This is a genomic window from Glutamicibacter sp. FBE19 (genome assembly GCF_015524875.1).
Classification (GTDB): Bacteria; Actinomycetota; Actinomycetes; order Actinomycetales; family Micrococcaceae; genus Glutamicibacter; species Glutamicibacter halophytocola.
Genome location: NZ_JACKQN010000002.1, coordinates 189180 through 215477 on the forward strand (window position 1 = coordinate 189180; position 26298 = coordinate 215477).

27 protein-coding genes and 1 tRNA gene are annotated in these 26298 nt (G+C 60.3%); 9 read left to right on the forward strand and 19 right to left on the reverse strand.

Going from position 1 to position 26298, the window contains the following annotated elements; translation table 11 throughout:
* Nucleotides 1-3: 3 nt before the first annotated feature.
* The 6 genes from H6F58_RS04515 to pdhA all read right to left on the reverse strand — a co-directional run bounded on the left by H6F58_RS04515 (nt 4) and on the right by pdhA (nt 7378).
* Nucleotides 4-1017 (reverse strand): ABC transporter permease, encoded by a 1014-nt coding sequence (locus H6F58_RS04515; protein WP_082689427.1) that lies wholly within the window; start codon nt 1015-1017, stop codon nt 4-6.
* Complete coding sequence (locus H6F58_RS04520; RefSeq protein ID WP_146277980.1) at nt 1010-1936, reverse strand: ABC transporter permease; 927 nt, start codon at nt 1934-1936, stop codon at nt 1010-1012. Before H6F58_RS04520 ends, H6F58_RS04515 begins: the two co-directional genes overlap by 8 nt.
* Before the next feature lie 190 nt (nt 1937-2126).
* Entirely contained in the window at nt 2127-3758 is a 1632-nt protein-coding gene (locus H6F58_RS04525; RefSeq protein ID WP_146277979.1) for an ABC transporter substrate-binding protein, read from the reverse strand.
* Between the two features lie 196 nt (nt 3759-3954).
* Complete coding sequence (locus H6F58_RS04530) at nt 3955-5259, reverse strand: dihydrolipoamide acetyltransferase family protein (protein WP_171919723.1); 1305 nt, start codon at nt 5257-5259, stop codon at nt 3955-3957.
* Entirely contained in the window at nt 5259-6248 is a 990-nt protein-coding gene (locus tag H6F58_RS04535) for an alpha-ketoacid dehydrogenase subunit beta (RefSeq protein ID WP_146278283.1), read from the reverse strand. Before H6F58_RS04535 ends, H6F58_RS04530 begins: the two co-directional genes overlap by 1 nt.
* A 14-nt stretch (nt 6249-6262) precedes the next feature.
* Nucleotides 6263-7378, reverse strand: a complete 1116-nt coding sequence (pdhA, locus tag H6F58_RS04540; RefSeq protein WP_060701029.1) for a pyruvate dehydrogenase (acetyl-transferring) E1 component subunit alpha — start codon at nt 7376-7378, stop codon at nt 6263-6265.
* Between the two features lie 149 nt (nt 7379-7527).
* On the opposite strand from pdhA, the gene H6F58_RS04545 reads away from it, so the two are divergent.
* Nucleotides 7528-8004: an Lrp/AsnC family transcriptional regulator gene (locus tag H6F58_RS04545; protein WP_146278282.1), complete on the forward strand. Its 477-nt coding sequence runs from the start codon at nt 7528-7530 to the stop codon at nt 8002-8004.
* Nucleotides 8005-8081: 77 nt separating this feature from the next.
* Here H6F58_RS04545 and H6F58_RS04550 read toward each other — a convergent pair whose 3' ends face one another.
* Both H6F58_RS04550 and H6F58_RS04555 read right to left on the reverse strand, forming a co-directional pair.
* Nucleotides 8082-9707 (reverse strand): sodium/solute symporter, encoded by a 1626-nt coding sequence (locus H6F58_RS04550; RefSeq protein WP_195181197.1) that lies wholly within the window; start codon nt 9705-9707, stop codon nt 8082-8084.
* A complete protein-coding gene (locus H6F58_RS04555) occupies nt 9708-10052 on the reverse strand; it encodes a DUF485 domain-containing protein (protein ID WP_060701026.1) in 345 nt (114 codons plus the stop codon).
* 195 nt (nt 10053-10247) lie between these two features.
* Here H6F58_RS04555 and H6F58_RS04560 point away from each other — a divergent pair, with 195 nt between their 5' ends.
* From H6F58_RS04560 to H6F58_RS04575, 4 genes are read left to right on the forward strand one after another with little or no spacing between them, the layout of a single operon-like run.
* On the forward strand, nt 10248-11429 hold the full coding sequence (locus H6F58_RS04560) for a histidine kinase (RefSeq protein WP_146277976.1): 1182 nt from the start codon (nt 10248-10250) through the stop codon (nt 11427-11429).
* Nucleotides 11430-11458: 29 nt separating this feature from the next.
* Nucleotides 11459-12175 (forward strand): LytTR family DNA-binding domain-containing protein, encoded by a 717-nt coding sequence (locus H6F58_RS04565; RefSeq protein ID WP_146277975.1) that lies wholly within the window; start codon nt 11459-11461, stop codon nt 12173-12175.
* Between the two features lie 15 nt (nt 12176-12190).
* The gene (locus tag H6F58_RS04570) at nt 12191-12598 is read left to right on the forward strand and encodes a hypothetical protein (protein ID WP_146277974.1); all 408 of its coding nucleotides are present in this window, start codon (nt 12191-12193) and stop codon (nt 12596-12598) included.
* A complete protein-coding gene (locus H6F58_RS04575) occupies nt 12591-14066 on the forward strand; it encodes a cation acetate symporter (protein ID WP_195181198.1) in 1476 nt (491 codons plus the stop codon). The genes H6F58_RS04570 and H6F58_RS04575 overlap by 8 nt, the downstream gene beginning before the upstream one ends.
* Here H6F58_RS04575 and H6F58_RS04580 read toward each other — a convergent pair.
* The gene (locus H6F58_RS04580; protein WP_244652315.1) at nt 14023-14949 is read right to left on the reverse strand and encodes an EamA family transporter; all 927 of its coding nucleotides are present in this window, start codon (nt 14947-14949) and stop codon (nt 14023-14025) included. The two genes, H6F58_RS04575 and H6F58_RS04580, sit on opposite strands and share 44 nt — an antisense overlap.
* Nucleotides 14950-14988: 39 nt before the next feature.
* On the opposite strand from H6F58_RS04580, the gene H6F58_RS04585 reads away from it, so the two are divergent.
* Nucleotides 14989-15492 carry a MarR family transcriptional regulator gene (locus H6F58_RS04585; RefSeq protein ID WP_060701020.1) on the forward strand — a complete coding sequence of 168 codons (504 nt, stop codon included), beginning with the start codon at nt 14989-14991 and terminating at the stop codon, nt 15490-15492.
* A gap of 98 nt (nt 15493-15590) precedes the next feature.
* Here the strand turns inward: H6F58_RS04585 and H6F58_RS04590 are convergent, their stop codons facing one another.
* The 6 genes from H6F58_RS04590 to rpsB all read right to left on the reverse strand — a co-directional run bounded on the left by H6F58_RS04590 (nt 15591) and on the right by rpsB (nt 20928).
* Complete coding sequence (locus tag H6F58_RS04590) at nt 15591-16163, reverse strand: DivIVA domain-containing protein (RefSeq protein ID WP_060701019.1); 573 nt, start codon at nt 16161-16163, stop codon at nt 15591-15593.
* A 124-nt stretch (nt 16164-16287) separates the two neighbouring features.
* A complete protein-coding gene (locus H6F58_RS04595; protein WP_195181306.1) occupies nt 16288-17484 on the reverse strand; it encodes a phosphatidate cytidylyltransferase in 1197 nt (398 codons plus the stop codon).
* A 74-nt stretch (nt 17485-17558) separates the two neighbouring features.
* The gene (gene frr, locus H6F58_RS04600) at nt 17559-18116 is read right to left on the reverse strand and encodes a ribosome recycling factor (protein WP_060701018.1); all 558 of its coding nucleotides are present in this window, start codon (nt 18114-18116) and stop codon (nt 17559-17561) included.
* A 78-nt stretch (nt 18117-18194) separates the two neighbouring features.
* Nucleotides 18195-18917 carry a UMP kinase gene (pyrH, locus tag H6F58_RS04605; protein WP_060701017.1) on the reverse strand — a complete coding sequence of 241 codons (723 nt, stop codon included), beginning with the start codon at nt 18915-18917 and terminating at the stop codon, nt 18195-18197.
* Between the two features lie 204 nt (nt 18918-19121).
* Nucleotides 19122-19958, reverse strand: a complete 837-nt coding sequence (gene tsf / locus H6F58_RS04610) for a translation elongation factor Ts (protein WP_060703309.1) — start codon at nt 19956-19958, stop codon at nt 19122-19124.
* A gap of 145 nt (nt 19959-20103) precedes the next feature.
* A complete protein-coding gene (gene rpsB, locus H6F58_RS04615; protein ID WP_195181199.1) occupies nt 20104-20928 on the reverse strand; it encodes a 30S ribosomal protein S2 in 825 nt (274 codons plus the stop codon).
* Nucleotides 20929-21322: 394 nt separating this feature from the next.
* Here rpsB and H6F58_RS04620 point away from each other — a divergent pair, with 394 nt between their 5' ends.
* Nucleotides 21323-21862, forward strand: coding sequence for a M23 family metallopeptidase (locus H6F58_RS04620; protein WP_195181200.1), 540 nt, complete (start codon nt 21323-21325; stop codon nt 21860-21862).
* Between the two features lie 84 nt (nt 21863-21946).
* Nucleotides 21947-22258: a hypothetical protein gene (locus H6F58_RS04625; RefSeq protein ID WP_195181201.1), complete on the forward strand. Its 312-nt coding sequence runs from the start codon at nt 21947-21949 to the stop codon at nt 22256-22258.
* 54 nt (nt 22259-22312) lie between these two features.
* Here H6F58_RS04625 and H6F58_RS04630 read toward each other — a convergent pair.
* From H6F58_RS04630 to H6F58_RS04645, 4 genes are all read right to left on the reverse strand, one after another.
* Nucleotides 22313-22386 (reverse strand) — tRNA-Ile (locus H6F58_RS04630).
* 98 nt (nt 22387-22484) lie between these two features.
* Nucleotides 22485-23672 carry a glycosyltransferase gene (locus H6F58_RS04635; RefSeq protein ID WP_146277971.1) on the reverse strand — a complete coding sequence of 396 codons (1188 nt, stop codon included), beginning with the start codon at nt 23670-23672 and terminating at the stop codon, nt 22485-22487.
* A gap of 51 nt (nt 23673-23723) precedes the next feature.
* Nucleotides 23724-24635, reverse strand: a complete 912-nt coding sequence (locus H6F58_RS04640; RefSeq protein WP_060701013.1) for a DMT family transporter — start codon at nt 24633-24635, stop codon at nt 23724-23726.
* A gap of 89 nt (nt 24636-24724) precedes the next feature.
* The gene (locus H6F58_RS04645; RefSeq protein ID WP_146277969.1) at nt 24725-25564 is read right to left on the reverse strand and encodes a phage holin family protein; all 840 of its coding nucleotides are present in this window, start codon (nt 25562-25564) and stop codon (nt 24725-24727) included.
* 448 nt (nt 25565-26012) lie between these two features.
* Here H6F58_RS04645 and H6F58_RS04650 point away from each other — a divergent pair, with 448 nt between their 5' ends.
* Nucleotides 26013-26261, forward strand: coding sequence for a hypothetical protein (locus H6F58_RS04650; RefSeq protein ID WP_195181202.1), 249 nt, complete (start codon nt 26013-26015; stop codon nt 26259-26261).
* Nucleotides 26262-26298 lie beyond the last annotated feature (37 nt).

A 26298-nucleotide genomic window follows, 5' to 3' on the forward strand; every position in this document is an offset into this window, starting at 1 on the left:
CGTCTAGGCTCCCTTCCGGGCCTTGGGATCCAGTGCGTCTCGCACTGCATCGCCGAGCATGATGAAGCTCAAGACTGTCACCGACAGGAACAGGGCAGGCCACATCAGCATCATCGGGTTGTTGCGAAGCTGCTGCTGGGCAGTCGAGATGTCGTTGCCCCAGCTCATGATTTCAGGCGGCAAACCGACACCAAGGAAGGACAGCGTCGCTTCGGCAACGATGTACACGCCCAGGTTCACGGTCGCCACAACAATGATCGGTGCCAGCGAGTTTGGAATGACGTGCTTGAGCAGCGAATTGAACTTGGACAGCCCCAAAGCGCGCGATGCTTTCACATAATCGGCGCTCCGCGCTTCGATCACAGCACCACGGGTAATTCGAGCCAGCTGCGGCCAGCCGAAAATCGCCAGCGTGATAATAACGGTCCACACGCTTCGGTTGTCTCGGAATGCAGGAAGCTGCATCACGATGATGGCTCCGAGGATCAGTGGCAGCGCGAAGAAGATATCGCCCAAACGTGCCAGAACGGCATCAATCCATCCGCCATAGAAGCCGGCCAGCGCACCCAGCGCGCCGCCGACGATGACAACGATCAGGGTGGTGAAGACACCGACCAGCAGCGATGCGCGCGTGCCATAGATGACGCGTGAATAGATATCGCAGCCCTGGAGGTTGAAGCCCATGATATGGCCAGCCCGGCCAGGTTCATTCGAGTTCTCAAGGGCGCAATAGGTTGGGTCCTGCGAGCTGAACAGCTGCGGGAAAGCCGCAACGACAATGATCGCAAGAATCAGGATCGCGGAAATGATGAACAGCGGCTGCTTGCGCAGTGAACGCCAAGCCTCGGCCCACATGGACAGCGGCTTGCCGGTTTCCTTGACGGAGTCGACGGCCTGCAGCGGCGTCTCGTCCAAGGGAGCGACAAAATGCTCGATCTTGTACTTGGAAACTTTGCCGGCGCGGACCTTGCTGATGGGCAGGCCGTCTTCCGGATTAAAATTCTGGTTCTCAGGCATAACGGATCCTTGGGTCAAGCAGTGCGTACAGCATATCCACGATCAGGTTGGCGACGACGAAGACGATCACCAGAACACCGACGATGGCGACAACGGTCGGGGTTTCGCCCTTCTGAATTGCCTGGTACAGCAGGTGTCCAACACCGGGCACGTTGAAAATGCCTTCGGTGACAATTGCGCCACCCATCAGCGAGCCGAGGTCCGCTCCGAGGAATGTCACGACAGGAATCAGCGAGTTGCGAAGGATGTGCACGGTGACAACGCGATTGCGGCTCAAGCCCTTGGCAGTGGCAGTGCGCACGAAGTCCGCGGACTTGTTTTCGATCACCGAGGTCCGAGTCAAGCGGACCACGTAGGCCAGCGAAACCAGGCCTAGCACGAGGGCCGGCAAGAAGAGTTCGCCCCAGGTTGCCGCGCCGGAAACGGTGGGCTTGGCCCATTCGAGTTTCACGCCAACGACGAACTGCAGAACGAAGCCGAGCACGAAGGTTGGCACAGCGATCACGATCAGCGAAGCAACCAGAATGGTCGAGTCGAACCACTTGCCCTTGCGCATACCAGCGATGACACCGAAGATGATGCCGAAAACGCCTTCAATCAGCAGGGCCAGAATCGCAAGGCGTGCGGTGACAGGGAAGGCGCGGCCCAGCAGGGCGCTGACTTCCTGGCCGGAGAACGAGGTTCCAAGATCGAAGGTCACCAGGTTCTTCAGATACAGGCCATACTGAACCCAGAATGGCTTGTCCAAATTGTATTGGGCTTCGAGGGCTGCACGAGTCGCATCGGACATCGGCTTGCCACCGGAGAGCGCGGCGATAGGATCACCGGGCGTGGCAAAAACCAAGAAGTACACCAGCAGTGTTGCACCGATAAATACCGGGATCAGCTGGGCAATTCTCTTGAGCATGAAACTTAACATGCGTGCACCTCACCTCGAGATGCTGGACGGCACTTGGCCATTATTTCCCTCTTCCCGTCGATAAATATCTCGACGTTTATTTTTGGGAGGCAGATCAAACATGCCAAAGGGAGACCCTTTGTACCTTGGGTCTCCCTTGACATGCCTTTCAGCCAATTTCGGACTTGAACAGTCCGAATGCTGAAATTACTTACTTACCAGTGATTTCGTTGTAGATCGGAACGCCGTTCCAACCGAACTCAACGTTGGCGACATTTTCGCTCCAACCACCCTGTACTGCTTGGTACCACAGTGGGATGGCAGGAAGATCCTTGAACAGGATCTCCTGGGATTCGTTGAAGATCTTTGCGCCTTCAGTCGGGTCGGTTGCAGCAAGGCCCTTGGCCAGCGACTCGTCAAATTCCTTGCTGGAGTACTTGCCATCGTTCGAACCTGCACCAGTGCCAAACAGCGGGCCCAGGAAGTTGTAGAGCGATGGGTAGTCGGCCTGCCAGCCCGTGCGGAAGGCACCGGTCATGGTGTAGGCGGTAACCTTGGCGCGCAGTTCCTTGAAGGAGCTGAACGACTTTGCGGTTGCGTTGATGCCGAGGTTGTTCTTCAGCTGGTTGACAATTGCCTCAACGAATTCCTTGTTGCCGGCGCCATCAACGTTGTAGCCGATGGAGAATTCCTTGTCAGCGTCCCACTTGCTGATCTTGTCGGCGTCAGCCCAGAGCTTCTTGGCTTCGGCATCGTCGAATTCGAGGACTTCGCTGCCAGGCAGCTTGTCGTCGTAGCCTTCAAGCACTGGAGCGGTGAAGTCCTTGGCGATAACCTTGCCGCCCTGGTACACCTTGTCGATGATCAGCTGGCGGTCAATTGCACGCGAGATCGCTGCACGGCGAAGGTTGCCCTCTTCGTCCTGCTTGAAGTGATCCAGGTAGCCGGGAATGGTGATGGTCGCGTTACCAGCGTATGGCGAGTTGACCGAGCGGTCGCCCAGGTCAGACTGGTAGGAAGCAAGCTGGCTCGGTGGAATCTGGTCCAGCACATCCAGGTTGCCGGAAACCAGGTCCTGGTAAGCCGAGTCGGTGGACTGGTAGACCTTGAAGTCGATGCCGCCGTTCGCAGCCTTGCGTGGGCCGTCGTACTTCTCGTTGACGTCCATCTTCAGGTTGACGTCGTGGTTCCATTCGGTCAGCTTGTACGGACCATTGCCAACTGGCTTTTCGCCGAAGGCCTTGGGATCCTCGAAGGCTGCCTCTGGCAACGGCATGAAGGCGGTGTAGCCCAGACGCAGCGGGAAGTCGGATTCCGGCTGGGAAAGCTCGACGGTGAAGGTGGTGTCATCAACAACCTTCAGGCCTTCCATCTTGTCTTCCTTGGACTTCTCGGCGTTGACCTTGTCGAAGCCCTTGATGGACTCGAAGAAGTAGGAGTTCAGCTGAGCGTTCTTGGCTGCGGCACCGAAGTTCCAGGCATCCACGAACGAAGCAGCGGTTACGGGGGATCCATCGGAGAAAGTCTGGCCCGACTTGATCTTGATGGTGTAGTTCTGGGAATCCTTGGTCTCGATGGACTCTGCGAGTTCATTGACCGGAGCACCCTTTGCGTCATAGCTGACCAGGCCCGTGAAGAGCAGGTCCATAACGCGACCGCCACCAACTTCGTTGGTGTTGGCCGGCAGTAGGCCGTTTTGTGGTTCGGTGGTGTTTGCGGTGACGACGTACGAGCCGTCTGCTTCGCCGCCTGCGGAATCATCCGAACCGCCGCCACAAGCCGACAGGGTCAGTGCCAAGGCTGCTGATAGAACGACAGCCTTAGATGCGTGCGAGTATCGCATCCTATTTCTCCTCAACATAAGGTTGCTGCTTCTGCATTTCGCAGAGCCGTGCAGGCAAGCGTGAGCTGTAGCACGTAGTGAATGAGATTACATCAAATATTGCGAAACAACCAATGAATATTCATGAAAGCAATGCTTGAAATCCATTTTGTCATTCGTTCAAAATTATTCTTAGCTAGTCAAAATCTCTGGTTTCTCAAATAAAAATATTCATCAATCCTGGGTCCTCCAAAACCGAACCGACACCTGCGAGGAACTCGCTTGCTTCTTTGCCGTCAACGACTCTGTGGTCAAATGACAAAGCCAAAGTCATGGTATGGCGAAGAGCTACTTCATCCTGGTACTCCCAAGGGCGCCGCTTCACCTGGCCCAGGGCCAAGATCCCGGCCTGCCCAGGCGGCAGGATTGGCGTTCCAGCATCCACCCCAAAAACGCCGACGTTCGTGATTGAGAAGGTGCCGCCCGACAACTGGGCAGGAGCAAGAGTTCCGGCACGCCCCTGGGCAATAATCCCGCTCAACGCCGTGGCCAATTGGGGCAGCGGCAAGTCCTGGGCATTTTTCACCACGGGAACCAGCAGACCCCGGTCAGTAGCTACCGCCATTCCCAAATTCACCGAACCGAATTCGATAATTTCGTCGGCCTTCTCGTCCCACGTTGAATTCAACGCTGGATAGGTACGCAACAAGCGGGTCACGACCAGGGCAGCCAGCGTCGTGATATTCAGCTTGATGTCCTTCAACAGGGGATGGAAACGCAACCGCTCAACCAGGGCCATGGATTCCGTGACATCCACAGTCAAGAATTCGGTGGCATGCGGGGCGGTAAACGCCGACTGCACCATCGCCTTGGCGGTGGCACGACGCACCGCAGTGATCTTTACATGCTTGTCCCCTATGCCGCCCGGCTGGACCGGGGCAACAGGTGCGGCAGGTGACGCTGCGGCCGTTGGCCCATTCCCGGCATCAATCGCCTGCTGGACATCGCGGCGTAGCACTAGCCCGTCTTCGCCGCTGCCGGTGAGCGTCGAAATATCCACGCCGTGATCACGGGCGAGCTTTCGGACCGGCGGAGTGCATCGGGTCACCGCCTGGCGCTGTTCGTCATGGTGTTCGACCACAGCTGCACCCGAGGCGCGCACCGAGCGGGACTTTCGCTGGGGCCGGGCGCCAGTTGCCGCCGGTGCGCCATAGCCGACAAGAGTAGGCGTGCGCTCCCCCGCGCCAGGTTGCGGTGCCGGATCTTTTCCCTTCGCTGGCTCATCATCGCCAAAGGTGACCAGCGGGCCGCCAACCTGGACGACCTGGCCTTGGGCGGCATGAATCTGCTGGACTACCCCGGCATAAGGCGAAGGCAGTTCAACTACAGCCTTGGCAGTTTCCACCTCGGCGATCACCTGGTTCAGCGCCACATGCTCGCCGACCTTGATTTTCCAGTTCAACACCTCGGACTCGGTCAGCCCCTCGCCAAGATCCGGAAGCTTAAAAGTTTGATCCGTCATCACTGGGCAGCTCCTTTGCTTGCCTCATGGTGTCGCATCACGGTATCCACCGCGTGCATCACTCGATCCAGGTCGGGTAAATGGTGGCTTTCAAGCCGTGAGGGCGGATAGGGAACATCGAACCCTGTCACGCGCAGCGGCGCATGTTCCAAGTAGTCGAAGCAGCGCTCGGTGATCTCGGCACAAATTTCCGCGCCCAAACCGCTGGTGCGGCTGGCCTCGTGGACCACGACAAGCTTCCCGGTGCGCTGCACCGACTGCGCGACAGTGTCGATATCCAGCGGGTCCAGGCTGCGCAGATCAATGACCTCCAAGCTCGTGCCTTCATCTTCGGCAGCCAGGGCCGCATCGATCAGCGTGTAGGTGGTTGGACCATAGCCGACCATGGTGACATCGGTCCCGGAGCGGATGATCTTCGCCTTAGGCGAGGCATCGGGCTGCACTGCGCCCAGTTCCGCTTCGGTCTTCTCGTGGTAACGGCGCTTTGGCTCAAAGAAGATCACCGGGTCATCGCAGGTGATTGCCTGGCGCAGCATCGCGTAGGCATCTTCAACGCTGGAGGGCGCAAACACGCGAAGCCCGGCGGTATGCGCGAAGTAGGCTTCTGGCGACTCGGAATGGTGCTCCGGAGAACCGATGCCGCCGCCGTACGGGATGCGCACGGTCACCGGCATCTTCACCCGCCCGCGGGACCGGTAGTGCAACTTGGCCAGCTGCGAGACCAGCTGGTCAAAAGCGGGATAGGTGAATCCGTCAAATTGGATCTCGACCACCGGGCGGTAACCGCGATAGGCCAGGCCGATGGCCGTGCCGACGATTCCAGATTCGGCCAGCGGGGTATCGACGACGCGATGCTCCCCGAATTCGGCCTTCAGCCCGTCGGTCACTCGGAAGACTCCGCCAAGTGTTCCGATGTCTTCACCGAGCAGGATGACCTTCTCGTCCTCGCTCAGGGCATCATGCAGCGACTTGTTCAGCGCTTTGAGCATGGTGGTAGCCACTGCTATTCACCACCCTCGAAGTCGGCCAGGTAATCGAGGTAGTTCTTCGCTGCCCGCTCGGTGGGTTCGTGCGGCTGGGCATAAACGTTGGAGAACAGTTCTTCCACCTTCGGATCTTCCATCGTGGTGATCGCGGCTCGCAGCTTGGCGGCCATGTCATCGGCCGCGTTCTGGGCGCGCTGTTCATAGGACTGCACATCGGCGCCCATTTCGTGCAGGTATTTCACCAAGCGGTCGATCGGGTCCTTGGCTTTCCATTCTTCGAGCTGCTCGGCCTTGCGGTAGCGGGTGGGGTCATCGGCGGTGGTGTGCGAACCCATGCGGTAGGTGACAGCTTCGATGAACGTTGGACCCAGGCCGTGCCGGGCGTGGGCCAGGGCCGCCTTGGTTGCCGCGTACACTGCGAGGATGTCGTTGCCATCAACCCGCCAGGTCTTCAACCCGAAGCCGTGGGCCCGGTCAGCGATATGGGTGCGGCTTTGCAGTGCCACCGGTTCCGAGATGGCCCACTGGTTGTTCTGGCAGAAGAACAGGACCGGCGCCTGGTAGCTGGCCGCGAAAACCATGGCCTCATTGACGTCGCCCTGGCTGGTGGCGCCATCGCCAAAGTAGGCCACGGAGACTTGCTCGCCTCCATCGAATTTGATGCCCATGCCATAGCCGGCGGCATGCAGGGCCTGCGAACCGATGACAATTTGCTGGCAGGCGATATTCACTTCATTCGGATCCCAGCCGCTGGCCTGGGCTCCGCGCCAAACGCTGAGCAGGTCCTCGGCCTGGACCCCCCTGGCCCACGCCACCCCATGCTCGCGATAGGAAGGGAAAATGAAATCATCGTCTTCGGTAGCCCGCACCGATCCGATTTGCGCGGCCTCCTGGCCAAGCAATGGCGCCCAGAGGCCCAATTGCCCCTGGCGCTGCAGGGCGGTGGCCTCATTGTCCATGCGCCGAAGCACGACCATGTCGCGCAGAAAATCTGCAAGGTCCGCTTCCTTGAGGTCCTTGAGATAGTGGTCAAGTTCTTCGTCCGGAATTCGTTTCCCGTCGACGTTCAGCAGCTGGTGCGTTGGTAGGCTTCCAGCGGCTACGTCCATGTGCTGTGTGGACACGATCGGCATCCTTACTCTCACGTAGTCTGTGGCAGAATTCTTCGTCGAACCCCGCTTAATGTGATGCTACTCACGCAACGCAAGACGCACAATGGTGATTCGAAAATTAGCGCAAAACGCCCTATTTATCCCCTCGATCCAGTGCTAACGTGCTCATTATGCACCTCTTGGACATCACAGACCGGCGAATCCTGCTCGCCATGGCCAGCGCCAAAAAACGCACCGGCTCGGCCATCGCCACGGCCCTGAACCTCGGGCGCAATACGGTGCAATCGCGGATGACCCGATTGGAGAACGAAATCCTGGAATCCCCGGACCGCCGGATTCCGCCAGCCGCCCTGGGCTACGGGCTGCTGTCATTTATCGAGCTTCACGTTGACCAGCGATACCTCGAAGAAATCTCGGCCAAGCTGGCCACCATCCCCGAAGTCCTCGAAGCCCACGGGCTGACCGGCAATGCCGATATCCTGGTGCGCGTGGCAGCCAAGGATGCCGAACAGCTCTTCAGGGTCCACGGCCAGCTCTTGCATATCGATGGGGTGAACCGGGCGGATTCAGCGCTGTCCATGGCCCAGCTGGTCCCCTACCGGACCACCGCCCTGCTGCGGCATTCGCTGAAATCCCCCGCCCAGTAAAAGCCAATGGCAAAGCCCTGGGGACCAACGGTAGTTGGTCCCCAGGGCCTTGCCTCTTCAGTTCTTGCCTGCCGTCCCTAGTGGTCGACGGCCTTTTCCGCACCGACCCCGGTCAGCGAGCGGACTTCCATTTCTGCCTGCTTGGCTGCATCCTCGGTGCCCCGATCGGTCACCGAGCCCAACCAGCCCAGGAAGAAGGCCAGCGGAATCGAAACGATGCCCGGGTTGGCCAGCGGGAAGATCGACATGTCGATGCTCGGGATCATCGCGGTCTCCGATCCGGAGAACACCGGCGAGAAGATGATCAGCAGCAGCGCGGAGCCCAAGCCTCCGTACATGGACCAGACGGCACCGCGGGTCTTGAAGCCCTTCCAGAACAGCGAGTACAGGATGGTTGGCAGGTTGGCCGAGGCGGCGACCGCGAAGGCCAGTGCCACCAGGAAGGCCACGTTCTGGCCCTGGGCGCCGATGCCGCCGGCGATGGCGAAGACGCCGATCACCAGCACGGTGCGCCGGGCCACCTTCATTTCCTTCTCGGGGGTGGACTTGCCCTTGGCGATCACCGAAGCGTACACGTCGTGGGCGAAGGATGCCGCCGCGGTGATGGTCAGGCCGGCGACCACCGCGAGGATGGTTGCGAAGGCCACCGCCGAGATCAGCCCCAGCAGCACGGTGCCGCCCAATTCATAGGCCAGCAGCGGAGCAGCCGAGTTCACGCCACCGGGAGCCGCCTTGATCTTGTCCGGGCCGATCAGCGCGCCGGCGCCGAAGCCCAGCACCAGGGTGAACAGGTAGAAGGCACCGATCAGCCAGATCGCCCAGACCACCGACTTGCGGGCTTCTTTGGCAGTGGGCACCGTGTAGAAGCGCATCAGCACGTGGGGCAGGCCCGCGGTGCCCAGCACCAGAGCCAGGGCCAGCGAGATGAAGTCCAGCTTGGAGGTGTCGGACTTGCCGTACTGCAGGCCTGGATTCAGGATCTCGGGGTTGCCAGCCACCTCGGCGGCCTTGCCCAGCAGTTCGGAGAAGTTGAAGCCGAAGATCGCCAGGGTCCAGATGGTCATGATCAGCGCACCGGCGATCAGCAGGCAAGCCTTGATGATCTGCACCCAGGTGGTGCCCTTCATGCCGCCGACCAGCACGTAGAGGATCATCAGCGCGCCGACGATCACGATCACCAGCGACTGGCCGAGCTTCTCGTCAATGCCCAGCAGCAGCGACACCAGCGCGCCGGCACCAGCCATCTGCGCCAGCAGGTAGAACACGCAGACAGCCAGGGTGGAAATGGCCGCGGCGATGCGCACCGGGCGCTGCTTGAGCCGGAAGGAAAGCACGTCGGCCATGGTGAACTTGCCGGTATTGCGCAGCAGCTCGGCGACCAGTAGCAGGGCCACCAGCCAGGCGACCAGGAAGCCAATGGAGTAGAGGAAGCCGTCATAGCCGTTGATGGCGATGGCACCGACAATGCCGAGGAAGGATGCCGCCGAAAGGTAGTCGCCGGCGATAGCGGTGCCGTTCTGCGTTCCGGTGAAGGAACGGCCACCGGCATAGTAGTCGGCTGCGGTCTTGTTGTTCTTCGAAGCACGCAGCACGATCACCAGGGTGATGCCCACGAAGGCGATGAAGATGCCGATATTCACCAGCGGGTTGCCGACCTGGGTCGACTCTGCGGCGGCCTGGGCCGCAATCGAGAGCTGATTCATTTATTTCACTCCCTTTTGCTCTAGGCGTTCGCGGATGGCGGTGGCCTTCGGGTCCAGCTTCTTGTTGGAGAAGCTGACGTAGGCTGCGGTAATCAGGAAGGTTGAGACAAACTGCAGCAGCCCAAGGAGGATGCCCATGTTGATATTGCCCAAAACCTTGATCGACATGAAGTCATGGAAGTAGTCGGCCAGCAAGACGTAGGCGAAATACCAGACGAGGAAGAAGATGGCCATCGGGAAAACGAAACTGCGGTGGGTTCTGCGCAGCTCCTGGAATTCCCCGGATTGGCTCTCCGTAACAAAATCGACGTCTTCGGTGACGTCGCGTTCCGGGTTGGCACTCATTGATGCCCTCCTTGAGCGAGTTAATGATGTGATCGAGCACACATCTGTTGCGTGACTAAGTTCACTATTGGCGAAGAATTCTTCCGCGACTAGGGGTATCCGGTGGCTCGTGGCTCAACGGGGCGAATTCTGCGCTCAACGGCGCACTGGGCGGCGTTGAGCGGTCGACCCGAACCAGGGCCCTAAGATGGGAGCATGTCCCCAGCGCTGCAAGCCACCCTGATCGCGGCCATCGTGGTGCTTGGCATAGCCGTCGTCGGCTATTTCGGTTTCAGGATCTCGCGCTCGACCCGGGAGATGGGCACCGATGCCGAAGAAGCCACCTACAAGACGCTGCACCACATGTCGGTGGCGGTCCCGCACCTGGAGCGCGGGCTTACCGAAGAAGGCGCGGCCAAGAGCGCCAAGGCGCTGCGCCGGCTGCTGAACTGCCAGGTGCTGCTGATCAGCGATACGTCGCGGACCCTGGCCGCAGATGCCGGGATCGAGTTCACCGCGCAGCTCGAAGAGGACGCCTCCGAGGCGTCGGCCAGCACCCTGGCCAGCGGCAAAACCCAGGTCAGGCATTCGGCCGGAATGGATATCGTGGCCGCACCCATCACCGTGGGAGACCAGAGCGTGGGCACCGTGGTGGCCCTGTCCGTGCGGGCCGGGGCGGGCTTTGTCCGCGCGGTATCCGAGGTGGCGGTTTTTGTCTCCGCACAGGTCTCCACCGCGCAGCTCGATGAGTCCAGGGCGATGCTGCTCGAAGCCCAGATGCGGGCCCTTCGCGCGCAGATCTCCCCGCATTTCATCTACAACTCGTTGAACGCCATCGCCTCCTTCATCAATACCGACCCGGCCCGCGCCCGCGAATTGGTGATCGAGTTCGCCGATTTCACCCGATACTCCTTCCGGCGCCGCGGGGAATTCACCACCGTGGCCGAAGAGCTTGAAGCGATCGACCGGTACCTGCTGCTGGAGAAGGCCCGCTTCGGCGACCGCATCAAGGTGTCCTTGCAGATTGCGCCCGAGGTGCTGCCGACCCAGATTCCCTTTCTGGCCCTCCAGCCGCTGGTGGAAAATGCGGTGCGCCATGGCCTGGAGGCGCGTCCCGATGGCGGCGTCATCTCGATTACCGCCACCGAGGATGGCCTGCATGCGGTGATTTCGGTGGAGGATGATGGCATGGGCATGGATCCAGAGCAGCTGGCCAGCGTCCTGGCGGGCACCACTACCACCATGCACGTGGGGCTGCGCAATGTCGACCTGCGCCTGCGCCAGCTCTATGGGAACTCCAACGGGCTGGTGATCGAGACCGCTCCGGGGGCCGGAACGCTAATCACCCTGCGTGTTCCCAAATTCCGCGCGCCAGGCACCAGCGGCCCGGATATCTAGGCAAGCGGGGGAAACGGTAGAATTTTTGCATGATCAATGTGGTGGTGGCCGATGATGAACTCCCTGCAGTAGAAGAGATCTCCTTTCTGCTGAGCCAAGATTCGCGGATTGGCAAAATCCACCGGGCCACTTCCGGGGCTGCGGCCCTGAAGGCGCTGGAAGAAAATGATGTTGATGCGCTGTTCCTGGACATCCACATGCCGGCGCTCTCCGGCCTGGACATCGCCCGGGTCATTTCCCGCTTCACCCATCCGCCGCTGATTGTTTTTGTCACCGCCGACGAGGACCAGGCCCTGCAGGCTTTCGAGCTGGCCGCCATCGACTACGTGCTCAAGCCCATTCGCCCGCAGCGCCTGGCCGAATCCGTGCGCCGCATCTGCGAGCTGGCGGAAGAAACCCCCGCCAAGCCCGAAATGATCACCGTCGACCAGGGCGGCATCACCAAGCTGATCCCGCGCAGCGATATCGCCTACGTGCAGGCCCAGGGCGACTACGCCCGGCTGCACACCCAGGATTCGAGCTACCTGATCCGCGTGCCGCTCAACGACCTGGAACAGCAGTGGGGAGAATCCGGCTTTGTCCGCATCCACCGCTCCTATTTGGTGTGCATGGACAAAATCGAAACGGTCCGCCTGCAGACCGGCAAGGCTGCCGTGGTCGTCCACGGCGCGGAACTGCCAATTTCCCGGCGCGCCCTGCCCTACCTGCGCGAGCGCCTGGCCGCCAACCGCGTTCGCCCGCTGTAGGAACCCGGGCCCCAAGTGCACTCCCCCGATGCCGGCCAGCAGCGCCGGCCCCCAGAGCCTCCCGGGCGTTTTGCCCAGCAGCGTCCGCAACGCGTGCGCGTGCAAGCGCCGCAGGACGCGTCGCTGGCGCCCCCGAACCAGCGCCCAGAGCATACCGCCGAAGAGTTCTACGTCCGCCAGCTGATCCGTTCCCAGCTGCGCCTGGCCTGTGCGGTGGCCGCCGGACTCTTGGCCCTGCTGGTGGGCATCTGCTCGCTGCTGGTGCTCTGGCCGGTGGTCTCGAATATCCAGCTGTTCAGCATTCCCCTGCCATGGTGGGTTTTGGGGGTGGGCATGTACCCGCTGATCATTGTCGCCGGCATGCTGTACAACCGGGCGGCGGCACGCAACGAGCGGCGCTACCGGAGCATCAGCCGTGGATAGCCTGCTATCGGTTTCCGCGCTTGTTGTGGTCTGCCTGGCCACCATGCTGATCGCCTTTCATGGACTGCGCCTCTCGCGCACCACCTCCGACTTCTACGTGGCTTCGCGCACCGTGCGCCCGTGGTGGAATGCCTCGGCCATTGGCGGCGAATACCTCTCCGCGGCCTCCTTCCTCGGGGTGGCCGGGCTGATCGTGCTCTCGGGGCAATCCGGGTTGTGGTTCCCGATCGGCTACACCGCCGGATACCTGATGCTGCTGCTCTTCGTGGCCGCGCCCTTGCGCCGCTCGCGCGCCTACACGATCCCGGATTTTGCGCAGATACGCTTCGAGAATTCCCCCGTGCTGCGCAAGCTGACCACCTATCTCGTGGTGGTGATCTGCTGGCTGTACATCGTCCCGCAGATGCATGGGGCCGCGCTCACCTTGTCGATCGCCACCGGTCTTCCCAGCTGGGTCGGTCCGGTCGTGGTGGCAGCGGTCGTCTGCGTGACGGTGCTTTCCGGCGGCATGCGGTCGGTGACCTTTGTCCAGGCCTTCCAATACTGGTTCAAGCTCGCCGCCCTGGTGGTGCCAACGATTTTCCTCTTGGTGCGCGCCATCCCCGAGCAGTCCGCCGGCGAACGCGCCCAGAATCTTTTCGCGCAGCTGGAATCGGTCACGACCATGAACCTGTACGAGACCGTGTCGATTATTCTCGCGCTGCTCTTCGGCACCTTGGGCCTGCCCCATGTGCTGGTGCGCTTCTACACCAACCCCACCGGCCAGACCGCGCGCACCACCACGGTGATCGTGCTCTGCCTGCTCTCCGTGTTCTACCTTTTGCCCACCACCTTGGGCGTGCTGGGGATCTTGTATACCCCGGAGCTCGGGGCCAGCAATGAAACCGATGCCACCATCTTGCTATTGCCGGCCAGGCTCTTTGACGGCTTCCTCGCCGACGCGCTGACCGCCATCGTGGTCGGCGGCGCCTTTGCCGCGTTCCTGTCCACCACCTCGGGCCTGGTGGTATCGCTGGCCGGTGCGATCTCCCAGGAGTTCTTCTCGGGAACGGTGCGCGGATTCAGGATTTCCACGGTGCTGGCCACCGCCCTGCCGGTGCTGATCGCGGTGCTCACCAGCTCGCTGGCCCTGGCCGGGGCCATCGGCAATGTTTTCGCCTTCACCGCCTCAACGATCTGCCCGCTGCTGTTGCTGGGGATTTGGTGGCGTTCGCTCACCGCCCGGGGCGCCATCGCGGGCATGCTGGTGGGGGCGATCGCCTGCGGCGCATCCCTGTCGATCGGGATCTTCCTGCCGGCGGTGGATCACTGGTGGATCCACCTGTTGCGCCAGCCGGCTGCGTGGAGCGTGCCGCTGGCCTTTGCGGTGATGGTCGCGGTCTCGCGCGGCACCCAAAGGGCGGTTCCAGGCAACGTGGACCGGGTTATGGCGTTGCTGCATGTACCCGATCGCGAAGCGAAATTCTAGGCTGGGCCCGATTGGCCAGCAGCCCCAGCAGCACCCCGCAAAGCACCAGGGCCATGCCGCCCAGGCTCTGGATGCCAAGGCTCTCGGCGGCGAGCAAGGTTCCCAGGATCACCCCGGCCACCGGGTTCAACAGCCCCAGCAGCCCCACCGTGCCCGAAGGAAGATGGCGCAGGCCGCTGAACCAGGCCAGGAACGCTATCGCCGTGGCAACCACGCTCAGGTAGCCGAATCCCAGCACCGCCTGCCTGTCCAGGGCCGGCGGCGGTCCCTGGATCAGCCAGGCGAAGGGCAGGAGCAGCAGCCCGCCGGCGACCAGCTGCCAGGCGGTGGTATCCACGATCGGCTGCCCGCTGGACCATTTTTTGGCCAGGATGAACCCCAGGCTCGAGATGCCCATGGCGGTGAGCGACAAGAGAATTCCGAGCATGCTGATCTTGCTTTGCCCGTCGAAGACCATGATGGCCACGCCCAAGAAGCCCAATGCGGCTCCGATCAGCGGCCAGCGTTTCGGCCGCTCCCCCAGCAGCGGCCAGGCCAGGAGCATCAGCACCCCTGCGGAAACGGCCATGGTGGTTGCCGCAATGCTGGAGGGCAGCAGCTGCGCCACCGCGTAGACCAGTGCGAAGAAGGCGCCGATGTTCAAGGTGCCAAGCACCAGGGATTTCCACCACCAGCTGCCTCGCGGAAGCCGGCGGCAGATCAGCAGCAGGATGAGACCTGCGGGCAGCGCCCGGAAAACCCCGCCCCATAGTGCCGCATCGCCAGGCAGATACTCCCGGGTGACGTAGTAGGTTGATCCCCATGCGACGGGGGCGATGGCGGTGAGGGCCAGCCTGCCCAGCGGGTGGCGAAGAGCGCGCCCGGGCATTAAATTAGTTTCCATGGAAACTATATTAGCTTCCGTGGAAACTATAATAAAGGCATGGAGCATTTAGACCACGTCGCACGCATCCAGCAGCAGTGGGCCGCCGAGCGCCCCGATCTGGATCCACGGCCCCAGGGAATCATCGGCAGGCTGCATCGGCTGGCAATTTTCCTGCGGGAAGAAGTCTGTGCCGTGTATGCAGAGCACGGGCTGACCGAGGCCGAGTTCGATGTCCTGGCGACCCTGCGCCGCAGCGGAGCACCCTATTCGCTGGCACCTGGCGAGCTGGCCGCCCAGACCATGGTCACCTCGGGAGCCACCACCAAGCGGCTGGATCGGCTGGTTTCGGCCGGCTACGTCTCGCGCCACAGCGAGGATGGCGATCAGCGCCGGCGGCGCATCTCGCTAAGCCCCGAGGGCAAGAAGAAGATTGATGAGGTGATGACCGACCACCTGGCCAATGAGGCCCGCTTGATCGCCCAGCTTTCGGCCGCGGAGCAATCCGCGCTCGAAGGCGCCCTGAAGAGCTGGCTGAGGCACTACGAGCCGCCGCAAGGCTGACCGGCAGGGTGTTGCGCCTGCGGCACACGCACAAAGGGCGGGCAGGAAATATTTCCTGCCCGCCCTCGCGGCTAGAATCCAGCGAACCTTGCGGCGCGCTAGTCGATGGAAGCCATCAGCTCGACCACGCGATCGAGGAAGGCGTCGACCTGGGACTCTTCGTATCCATCGGTGCCCTGGGCCGAGCGGAACTCGACACGGCGCACAGCATCCACGGCCATCGGCACATCATTTTCGAAGTAGTCGATGAGCTGGTCGCAGAGCCGATCGACATCTTCAACGTTGTAGCTTGAGGCATTGGTGCGCGACGGGCGGCGGAAGCGCTCGCCCTTGGCACGGTGCAGCCGGCCACGCAGAATAGCGGCCAGGCGCCCGACCTGCTGCAGCCAGACTTCCTCGCCCTGGTGGGAGATGAGGTCATCGCGTTCCCGCTTGGCAAAAACATCCTCGAGGCGATCCAGCGCACCGTCAACTTCGCGGGCCTGGTAGCCGCCCTTCTGCGGGGCGAAGGTCGTTCGGCGGATCAGGTGGCTGGTGACCACGCTGTCGTCGTTTCCGCCGTCGTTAAAGGTTGCCCGGGCCCGGCTGAGGAACGCATCGACCTGCTTTGCGTTGTAGCCGAATTCCGAATCCGGTACGCGGGAAAACGGAGCATCTTGCTGCTGCGACACGACAGTTCCTTTTTCTCTAGAGAGATGTCAGTGGCGTGCCGCCCGACGGCGGCACCCCATCCATTCTATTTGCTCGAGCCCCACTTGGCTCAATGGCCACACCCGCGGCGGTGCCGTTGGCAGATCACAAGACCGCAACGCTCCAGGCCAGCAGGTGCGAAATCAGGTATCCCAGGGGGATCACGAAGAGCACCGAATCCAATCGATCCATGATTCCGCCGTGGCCCGGGAGCAGGTTGCTCATGTCCTTGATGCCCAATTCACGCTTCACCATCGACTCCGCGAAGTCGCCGGTGGTGGCCGCAATGGTGGTGAACAAGGCCAGGATGACACCGGTCCACCAAGGCATGTCGAGCCAGAACACCATGGCGCATGCGCCGATGGCCATGGAACCGGCCATCGAGCCGCCAAAGCCCTCCCAGGACTTCTTGGGCGAGATCTTCGGCGCCATCGGGTGCTTGCCGATCAGCACTCCCACGATGTACCCGAAGGTATCGTTGGCCACTGCCAGCAGCAGGATCGTGGCAATCAGCCACTGGCCGTTCTCCCCTTCGAGCATCAGCAGCGCGAAGGACAAGAGCAACGGGATCCAGCTGATGATGAAGACGCTGCTCATCACCGAGGCGACCGCGCCCTTGAGCCCCTCCATGAGCCTGAAGAGCAGGGCGACGAGGATGCAGGCCACAAAGCTGAAGCCCAGGGCCTCGACATCACCGAGCACGGCGCTGACCGGAAGCAGCAGCGAGGCCAGGTACAACGGCACCTGGGGAACCGCGGTTTTGGCGTGGGTCGTGGCCCGGGCAACTTCCCAGCAGCCGATGCCGCTGAGCGCAACGACCGCAAAGACCAGCAGCGGCTCGTAAAGGAACAATCCCGCGAGCACCACACCGAGCAGCACCACACCCACGCCGATAGCTGCCGGCAGGTTGCGTCCTGCGCGCGAGGCCTTGGGTTCCGGGTTGCCGATCAAAAGCTCGGGCGGGATCGCCGCTTCTTGCGCATCGGGCTCGCCGGTTTCAGCCAGGTCCTCGGAATCGCTGTGCGGCGGCGCCGGCTTCGAGCGCACCGAGTCGGCTTCGAAAACTATTCTGGCGCGCCGCTTGGCATGGGCGGCATGAGCCTTGTCTTCGGCCTCATGCTCCGTGACAGCGGCGGGCTGGAGCTTGGCAACGCCGGGCTTCGATGCTTCTGCCGAATCCGATGCAGGCTCGTTGCCGCCGGTCGTGGCCAGCTCCTGGCCGGCGTCGCGACGGGTCTTGCCGGCGCGCTTTGAGGCCTTGGCCTCGGCTTCACGCAGTGCACGAGCCTCACGCCGAGTCATCGGCTGGAGATTACCGGATGCCACTGAGGGCACCGCCGAAGCGTTGCCCTCAGTGTTCTCTGTCGAGCCTGGCATTAGACGTCCAGCAGCTCGGCTTCTTTTTTCTTCACGATCTCGTCGACTGAATCAACGTGCTTCTTGGTCAGCGCGTCGAGGTCCTTTTCTGCACGGGTGCCTTCGTCTTCGCCGATTTCGCCATCCTTGACCAGCTTGTCGATGGCATCCTTGGCCTTGCGACGGTGGTTGCGCAGCGCAACTCGTGCGTCCTCGCCCTTGGCCTTGGCCAGCTTGACGTATTCCTTGCGGCGTTCCTCGGTCAAGACCGGAAGGGTCACGCGGATCATCTTGCCGTCGGAGGAAGGGTTGGCACCAACCTCGGGATCGCCCAGCGCCTTTTCGATTTCACGCATGGCGGTGACGTCAAATGGGGTGATGGTGATGGTGCGTGCTTCGGGAACAGCGAAGGATGCCAGCTGCTGCAGCGGGGTTGGCGAACCGTAGTAGTCGACCATGACCTTCGAGTACATGCCCGGGTGGGCGCGACCGGTACGAATCGTCGCGAAGTCCTCCTTGGCGGCGTCAATGGTGCGTTCCATCTTTTCGGCGGTTTCCGCCAGCGTTTCCTCAATCACCGGTACTCCTCAAGTACTTCATCTGTGCTTCCGCAACGGGAAATTAAATCTACTTCAATCCTAGGCCACGATCACCGATTAAACGGTGACGGTGGTGCCGATCCGCTCGCCGCGAATAGCCGCGGCGACGTTTCCTTCGCCTTCCATGCCGAAGACGAGCATGTCCAGCTTGTTGTCCTGGCACATGGTCATGGCGGTCTGGTCCATCACGCGGATGTTCTTCAGCAGGGCCTCGTTGTAGGTCAGGGTGTCCAGCTTGGTTGCGGTTGGATCGGTCTTCGGGTCGGCGGTGTATACGCCGTCAACACCCGACTTTGCCATCAGCACCTCGTCGGCGTCCACTTCCAGCGCACGCTGGGCGGCGACGGTATCGGTGGAGAAGTAAGGCAAGCCGGCGCCTGCACCGAAGATGACAACGCGGTCCTTCTCCATGTGGCGGATGGCCCGGCGCGGAATGTAGTTCTCGGCAACCTGTGCCATGGCGATGGCCGACTGCACGCGGGTTTCAACGCCGCACTGCTCCAGGAAGTCCTGCAGGGCCAGGCAGTTCATGACTGTGCCGAGCATGCCCATGTAGTCGGCGCGGGAGCGGTCCATGCCTGCGGCTGACAGCTCGGCGCCGCGGAAGAAGTTGCCGCCGCCAACAACGATGGCTACTTCTACTTCGCCTACGGTCTGGGCGATCTGCTGGGCAACGCCACGCACGGTGTCCGGGTCAACGCCGACCTTGCCACCGCCGAACACCTCACCGGAGAGCTTGAGCAGGACGCGACGACGTTTGGTTTCTGGGGTGGCTGGCATAAGTTGTCTTACTCCTGGAGGTCGGAATCAAGCTGGGGGTAGTACGTCCCGGTTCCCAAGTTATCTTGTGATCCGGGCTCAAGAAAAGGGAGGCGAGCCACCGAGTTATTTCTCGGTGCCCACCTCCCTTTGATCCTGGGCACTCAGATTCCTCTGAGCGCGTGCCGCTTAGTGCGTGTTATTCAGTGCCTGAAGCTTTAAAGCTTAGGCGCCGACGCGGAAGCGAGCGAAAGCAACTGGCTTGGTGCCAGCTTCTTCGAAGACCTTGGCAACGGACTTCTTGGCGTCCTTGGCGAAAGCCTGGTCAACCAGGACGATCTCCTTGAAGAAGCCGGTCAGGCGGCCTTCAACGATCTTGGCCAAGGCAGCTTCTGGCTTGCCCTCTGCGCGAGCGGTTTCGTCAGCGATACGGCGCTCGTCGGCGACCTTATCTGCTGGAACCTCTTCGCGGGACAGGTAGGTTGGAGCCATTGCAGCGGTGTGCACAGCAACGTCGTGCGCAACGGTTGCAGCAGCTTCGCTGTCTGCATCCACAGCCATCAGAACGCCAACCTGAGCTGGCAGGTCCTTGCTGGTCTTGTGCAGGTAAGCGGCAACCTTGGCACCCTCGATGCGGGCAACGCGGCGGACAACGATCTTCTCGCCGAGGATTGCGCCCTCTTCGATGACGGTGTCGCCGATGGTCTTGCCGTCCAGCTCGTAAGCCAGCAGTGCTTCTGCATCTGCAGCGCCGGAAGCCACAGCGGCATCCAGGACCTTGGCAGCCAGAGCGATGAACTTCTCGTTCTTTGCGACGAAGTCGGTCTCGCAGTTGATCTCGACCATGACGCCGACGTTGCCTTCGACCTTGGCAGCAACCAGGCCTTCAGCGGTCGAACGGCCTTCGCGCTTGGTAGCGCCCTTCAGGCCCTTGACGCGAATGATCTCGATGGCCTTCTCGGCGTCGCCGTTTGCCTCGTCCAGAGCCTTCTTAACGTCCATCATGCCGGCGCCAGTGCGCTCGCGCAGTGCCTTGATATCAGCAGCGGTGTAGTTTGCCACGTGCAATCCCATTCAGCTAGGAGTTTCAAGTTTGATTTGCTTGTGGGACGGGTCGGTTTTCCGGCCCGTCCCACAAGACTTGGCGGAGCTTGCCTCAATCAACACGCTAGTGTCCCGAGGCAAACTCCTAGAGTCACGCAGGTGACTACTTGGCTTCGCCAATCTCGGTTGCAGCTTCCTCAGCAGGAGCCTCAGCCTTGGCCTTTTCGCCCTCAAGCAGTTCGCGCTCCCACTCAGCCATTGGCTCAGCGGCACCCTCGGTCTTGCCTGCAGCCTTGTTGTTCTTGGCGATGAGGCCTTCGGCCACAGCGTCAGCAACAACGCGGGTCAGCAGGTTGACGGAGCGGATAGCGTCGTCGTTGCCTGGGATTGGGTAGGTAACCTCGTCTGGATCGCAGTTGGTGTCCAGGATGGCCACAACTGGGATGCCCAGCTTCTGGGCTTCGTCGATAGCCAAGTGTTCTTTCTTGGTGTCAACGATCCAGATAGCGGAAGGGGTGCGGGTCAGGTTGCGGATACCACCGAGGTTGTTCTGCAGCTTGGTCAGCTCGCGCTTGAGCAGCAGCAGTTCCTTCTTGGTGTGACCGGAGCCAGCAACGTCCTCGAAGTTGATCTCTTCCAGTTCCTTCATGCGCTGAACGCGCTTGGAGACGGTCTGGAAGTTGGTCAGCATACCGCCGAGCCAGCGCTGGTTCACGTATGGCTGGCCAACGCGGTTAGCCTGCTCAGCAATGGATTCCTGAGCCTGCTTCTTGGTACCAACGAACAGTACGGTGCCGCCGTGAGCAACAGTCTGCTTCACGAACTCGTAAGCGCGGTCGATGAACGACAGCGACTGCTGCAGGTCGATGATGTAGATGCCGTTGCGCTCGGTGAAGATGAAGCGCTTCATCTTTGGGTTCCAGCGACGGGTCTGGTGGCCGAAGTGGACGCCGCTGTCAAGCAGCTCTCGCATGGTTACGACTGGCATGTCGCAACTCCTTTCAGCAGTGGCGGACCGGGCACACGTGCGCCCGCGGTAACTGCTCTTGTTTGTTCGGGTTGATGCAGATAGCCATTGTGGTTACCCGCCCTAGTATGAGAGCCGAAGATGCTTGGCATCTCGCCGTCAGTCCACCGATTCTCTCGGACCACTGGAACCTCGGGCCACAGCCCTAGTTGGCCATGGAACCTCATACGCGAAGTCAATCTCTTGCCTGTTGCATCCAATTTTGGACACACCTATGACAGGAAACTGCTGTTTAAAGTGTACTACACCCCGCGCTTCGCACAGCACGCAGAACCGTGATCTGGAGCCCATCGGATTACCCACATTTCGGCTCGACTTCTTATCCACCCGGTGGACGACGCCGGACGCTGAATAGATGAAAACCCAAGCCGCATTGAAACAAGCCAAATTCCTGTTGCTCGCCATCAGCCTCGCGCTCGCTGCCAGCGGTGCCTCACTGCCAGAACAACTCGCACCACTGCCTCATGCTTCGCTCGCAACAGCCAACGGCTGGCGGTGGCCGCTAGCGGGTGAGCCAAAGATCACTGAACCCTTCGACAAGCCAGCGGAAAATTGGCTGCCCGGACATCGTGGCGTTGATCTGGCGGCAAGTGAAGGCGACAAGGTTTTTGCTCCACATCGAGGGCAGGTCACCTTCGCATCAACTTTGGTGGATCGCCCCGTGATGGTTATCGATCATGGGAACGGATTCAAAACCAGCCTCGAACCGGTCCAGGCAATCGCCAAAGCGGGCGATTGGGTTGATGCCGGAGCGCAGGTAGGCACCGTGTCCACCGGGGCCCACTGCTCGGCGCGATGCATCCACTGGGGTGTGCGCTTGAATGGCGAATACATTGATCCGGTCCTGCTCATTCGCGATATGCGACCGTCAATCCTGTTGCCGCTGCACCCATAGGCAGCAGTGTTCCTGCTGTTTTCCTTGACGAGCGCCGTACGATGGAAGGAATCTGGGCAGAGGCGAGGAGGAGTCGGGCGGGCCATGAAAAAAGCGCTGATCCTCACCGGGTGCGCCATCGCCTTGCTCCTTGGCGTTATCTACGGCTTGTGGCAAGACGGGGACAAACCTGGTTTCGGAATGATTGCCTGGATTCTTTTTACCCTGGCGCTGGTAGCCGGCTTCACCCGCAGGCTCATCGTTGCACGCCGCGCTGGAAAACTTCGCGAAGGCTTCGAACCGCTGCGCGATGCCAGCACGACTTTTGAGAATATGGCTATGGGCAGAACCCCAGAGGCCCGCCCTGATTTTTCCCCACACCAGGGCCAGCGCCTTCCCAAAGATCACGGGGACTGAAATGCAAATCGCCCGACAACTCGTTGACACGAATTATCGGGCGACTTTCATCGGTAGGGAGTATGGGACTTGAACCCATGACCAAGGGATTATGAGTCCCCTGCTCTAACCAACTGAGCTAACTCCCCACATGTGTCCGCAACGTATAGCCACAACCACACTCGAAATATTCTAGGGCATCACTACCCCAAACACCGATTTGGCTCACCGCAACCGGTCGCACGCGTCAGTGCGTTGAGACTTCTTCGCCTCGATAAAGCGCTTCGAAGGAGTTCATGGTTTTCTTTTGCGCGTGGTTCAGCACCTTGCGGTGTCCGGCCTCGCCGAACTTCATGCGCTGCGCCTCATCCATGGACAGAACCCTGTCCAGCTTCTCCGCCAGGTCCTGCCGATCCCCTGGCTTGAACATGTAGCCGTTGACACCTTCATCAACAAGATGCGGCAGGGCCATCGCGTTGGCCAAGACAACAGGCTTGGACGCCGAGAGCGCTTCAAGTGTCACCAGCGATTGCAGTTCAGCGGTGCCTGGCTGGCAGAAAACGTCGCAGCGCAGGTAAGCCTGGCGCAGCTCTTCATCACTGACGTGCCCCAGGAAGCGCACCCGGTCGCGAATCTTGAGCTCATCAGCGATCTTTTCAAGGATGCTCCGCTGCTCGCCACCGCCAACGATCTCGATGATTGCATTGGGCACTTCGCGCATCAGGGGCAATGCCTCGATCAGTTCGTTAATATTCTTCTCAACGGCTAGCCGCCCAGCGAAAAGGATCGTTGGAAAATCATTCTTCATGATCTCCTCCCCCGGGGCCAGCTCGTAATTGCCGACTTCAATGCCGTTGGACAGGGGCAGAACATTCATCAGCTTCGCCCGTTCGCGCATTGCTTTGGCGGCCAAGGGAGTCGGCGTGGTGACTGCATTGGCCCGGCCGAAAATTTTGCCCATGTCCCTCCAGGAATTATGGGCCACGATGCGCTTGAACCAGCGCGGGAAAGGCAGGAATGGATCAAGGTTCTCCGGCATGAAGTGATTGGTCGCCACCGAGCGGACCTTGTTTTTTCGAGCCCACCCGATGGCGCGCTGGCCAATCATGTAGTGGCTTTGCGCGTGGATAACATCCGGCTTGATCTCGGAAAGCAGCTTGTCGATCTGCTTGTTCACTTCCCATGGGAAGGCGATTCGGAAATACTCGTGGGTTGGCACCGAATGGGATTCCAACCGGTGCACGATGGCCTCGTCCCGGATTTCCGTGAAGGTTTTGCCCTTGTTTCCGCGTACCGCAAGCACATGCACCCGGTGACCACGTGCATGCATCTCGGTGGCGAGACGGTAGCAAAACATCGCTGCGCCATTCACATCCGGAGGATAGGTGTCAGCTGCAATGACAATGGTCAGTGGTTTTTCCTTGGCCACGGGCATCCTTAGTCGTTCACAAGAATTTGGGTTTGATGAAAAGTCTGGATCTTCAGTCTATTTCGACTCTGGCAGTTGTTTATCAGCTTCAGCCCGGTTGCGCCGCTCGATAACGTCCGGGTGGTGGCGGGACAAGGCAGCTACACCCACAATGGCAAGAGCCGCGGCAACGAGCATCAGCACCGTGACAAGCACTGGGACATCGGGGCGCAATTCGCCGAGGATACTGGCCCCAATAGCAATGCCGATGATCGGGTCAATAACGGTCAAGCCCGCAATCACCAATTCGGGAGGCCCCTTTGAGTAGGCCTTTTGAACAAAATAAGAACCGAGAAGACCTGCTACGACAACAGCTAAACCTGCGATCCATGGCAACTGCAGGAAGCTGCTGTTGCCAATTCCCAGAACCGCGATGGCGATGGTTCGCACCAGGACTGCGACGAATCCAAAGAGCACGCCTGCGCCCACGATAAAGAAGATTGCGCCGAGCTTTCGATGGAAGAGGATCGTGGCCAATCCCACGATTGCCACCACCCCAGCGAGGATCATTTCGATCAGGTGCGATTGCTCTTCGGTGACTGCATGATTGCTATTGGTTGCGGTCACTGCCAACAGGACGAATCCGACTGAACCAAGCATGCAGCTGATGATCGCCATCACCGTAGGGCGATTCATCGTAATGCCCGTTTCCCTGGCATTGACCATCGCTGTAATGACCAGGGCGATGGCACCAATTGGCTGCACCACCGTCAGTGGCGCGCTGGCCAAGGCGAAGACGTTCAATGCCATGCCCAGGATCATCAGAAGCAGTCCGCCCATCCAGCCCTTATTGGTAGCGAGCTTTCCAGCGTTCTTGAGGGTCAGTTCCAGCCCATCAACGGAATTGCGAACCGCGATGGATTGGAAGTGGGCGCCAAACGCAAGACAAAAGGCACTGCATAGTGCCGCTGCAATAGCGATCCAGACCATGTCAGTGCCTTTCTAGCCTAAATTCTTCGTACATGACGGGGCAGCTCAGTTCCAGTAGACTCCGTAGCGCTGCTCCGCCAGCCGATAACTCAGGAGCGCTTGAATAGGGCGCGAATAACTGCACCCAGTGCCAGCGTTGAACCTGCCATCACAAGGTACGGTCGTGCCTGTTCTAGGCGTTGGCCATTGGCTCTGTCAGCCTCCGATTGATCTTCGGAAGACGAAGACGCAGGTCGGACGAATCCACGAGCCTTGGCGGCCGCACCGGAAACTTTGTCTCCGGCGCTTTGCGTAAAGGAGCGTACTTTATCGATCTTGGCCAGAGGCGCCTGAACGCTCTCGCCAAGGTTGTCGCGCAGCGCCTGAATCTGGCGGCGACGACGACGGGTCCGGAGGATCAGTTCGTCAGCACTTGGTGCCGGCGGCTTTGGTTCCTTCTTCTTGTCGCTTTCTTCGGCATCTTCAGGCTTCTTCTTCAGCGGTTCATCGAGCGTGCTGACGTCGAACTCGCTACCATCCTTGAGCACGCCCAAGTCATGGCGAATACCTCTAATGGCTGCTTCTGGCTTAAGCGGCAGCGCCTTCTTGACCTTGGCGTATCCAACCAAGCCCAAAATGGCTGCGACTAGCAGGAAGAAGCCAGCAACGATCAACGCCGCAGCCCATCCAGGCAGCCAAATAGCCAAAACATTTACCAAGGTCACTACGACGGCAACGACAAAAAGCGAAACTACGACGAGTGCAGCACCAGCGAGTGCTGCTGCCATGCCAAGGCTGATTCCCTTGCCCTTGAGTACAGTTGTCGCGAGCTTGATTTCATCCGAGAGCTGTTGCGGAACAAGCTCCTTGAGTCCTTCAACCTGCGCCTTAGCACTCTTGACGCTCGACTTCAGGCTTTCGTCAGCTTGCGTCGATTCAGCTTCAGTCATGGTTTCTCCATATTCTCGATCGCGCAGCAACCGGTGTATCTCACGCTAACACCCCGGCTACCTCAATCGACTCAGTCTTCAGGCGTAAAACCCACAGCCCGAACTCATGCTATGGGTGTAACTGTTAACGATTCGAAAGTCTATCGTCTAATCACCTGAGGTTATAGGAGATCCAGCCTGTGACGGGATTTCAGTTTAAATACGTCATCCGCACTCAACGCGGGGAAAACAAAAAACTTCCCAGCTACCTAAGTAACTGGGAAGTTTTTTCTTGGCTCCTCCAACTGGACTTGAACCAGTAACCCTTCGATTATCCGTTATCTGACGGCACTAACGATTCTCGCATATGCGCAAGTCAAACCCATGTTATTGATCCGTTACCGCGAATCGGCTATTGGGTTATTAGTTCAGTCGCATCAATCCACGCATAACCACGGAGGAACTACTCATGAGCACCAACCTACTAATCCAAGCTCTCGACCAGTCAGCCGACAACCTAAAGGCCGTACGCTTCACCTCCACGGACCCCAAAGAACTAGCTTTGTCACTGCAACAAGTGGACCGCGAACTTGCCTACCATTTGGGCCAGCTCAACATCTGGGATAAGGACGCAATGAGCGCATTTCGTGTGATGCAGGACCTCGGAATCCCCGACTTCATACCCTCCAGTCCTGAAGTGCTACTTACTGGCCCATAGCAGGTCTACATCGGCGCAGCAGGCAAGGCGAACGACT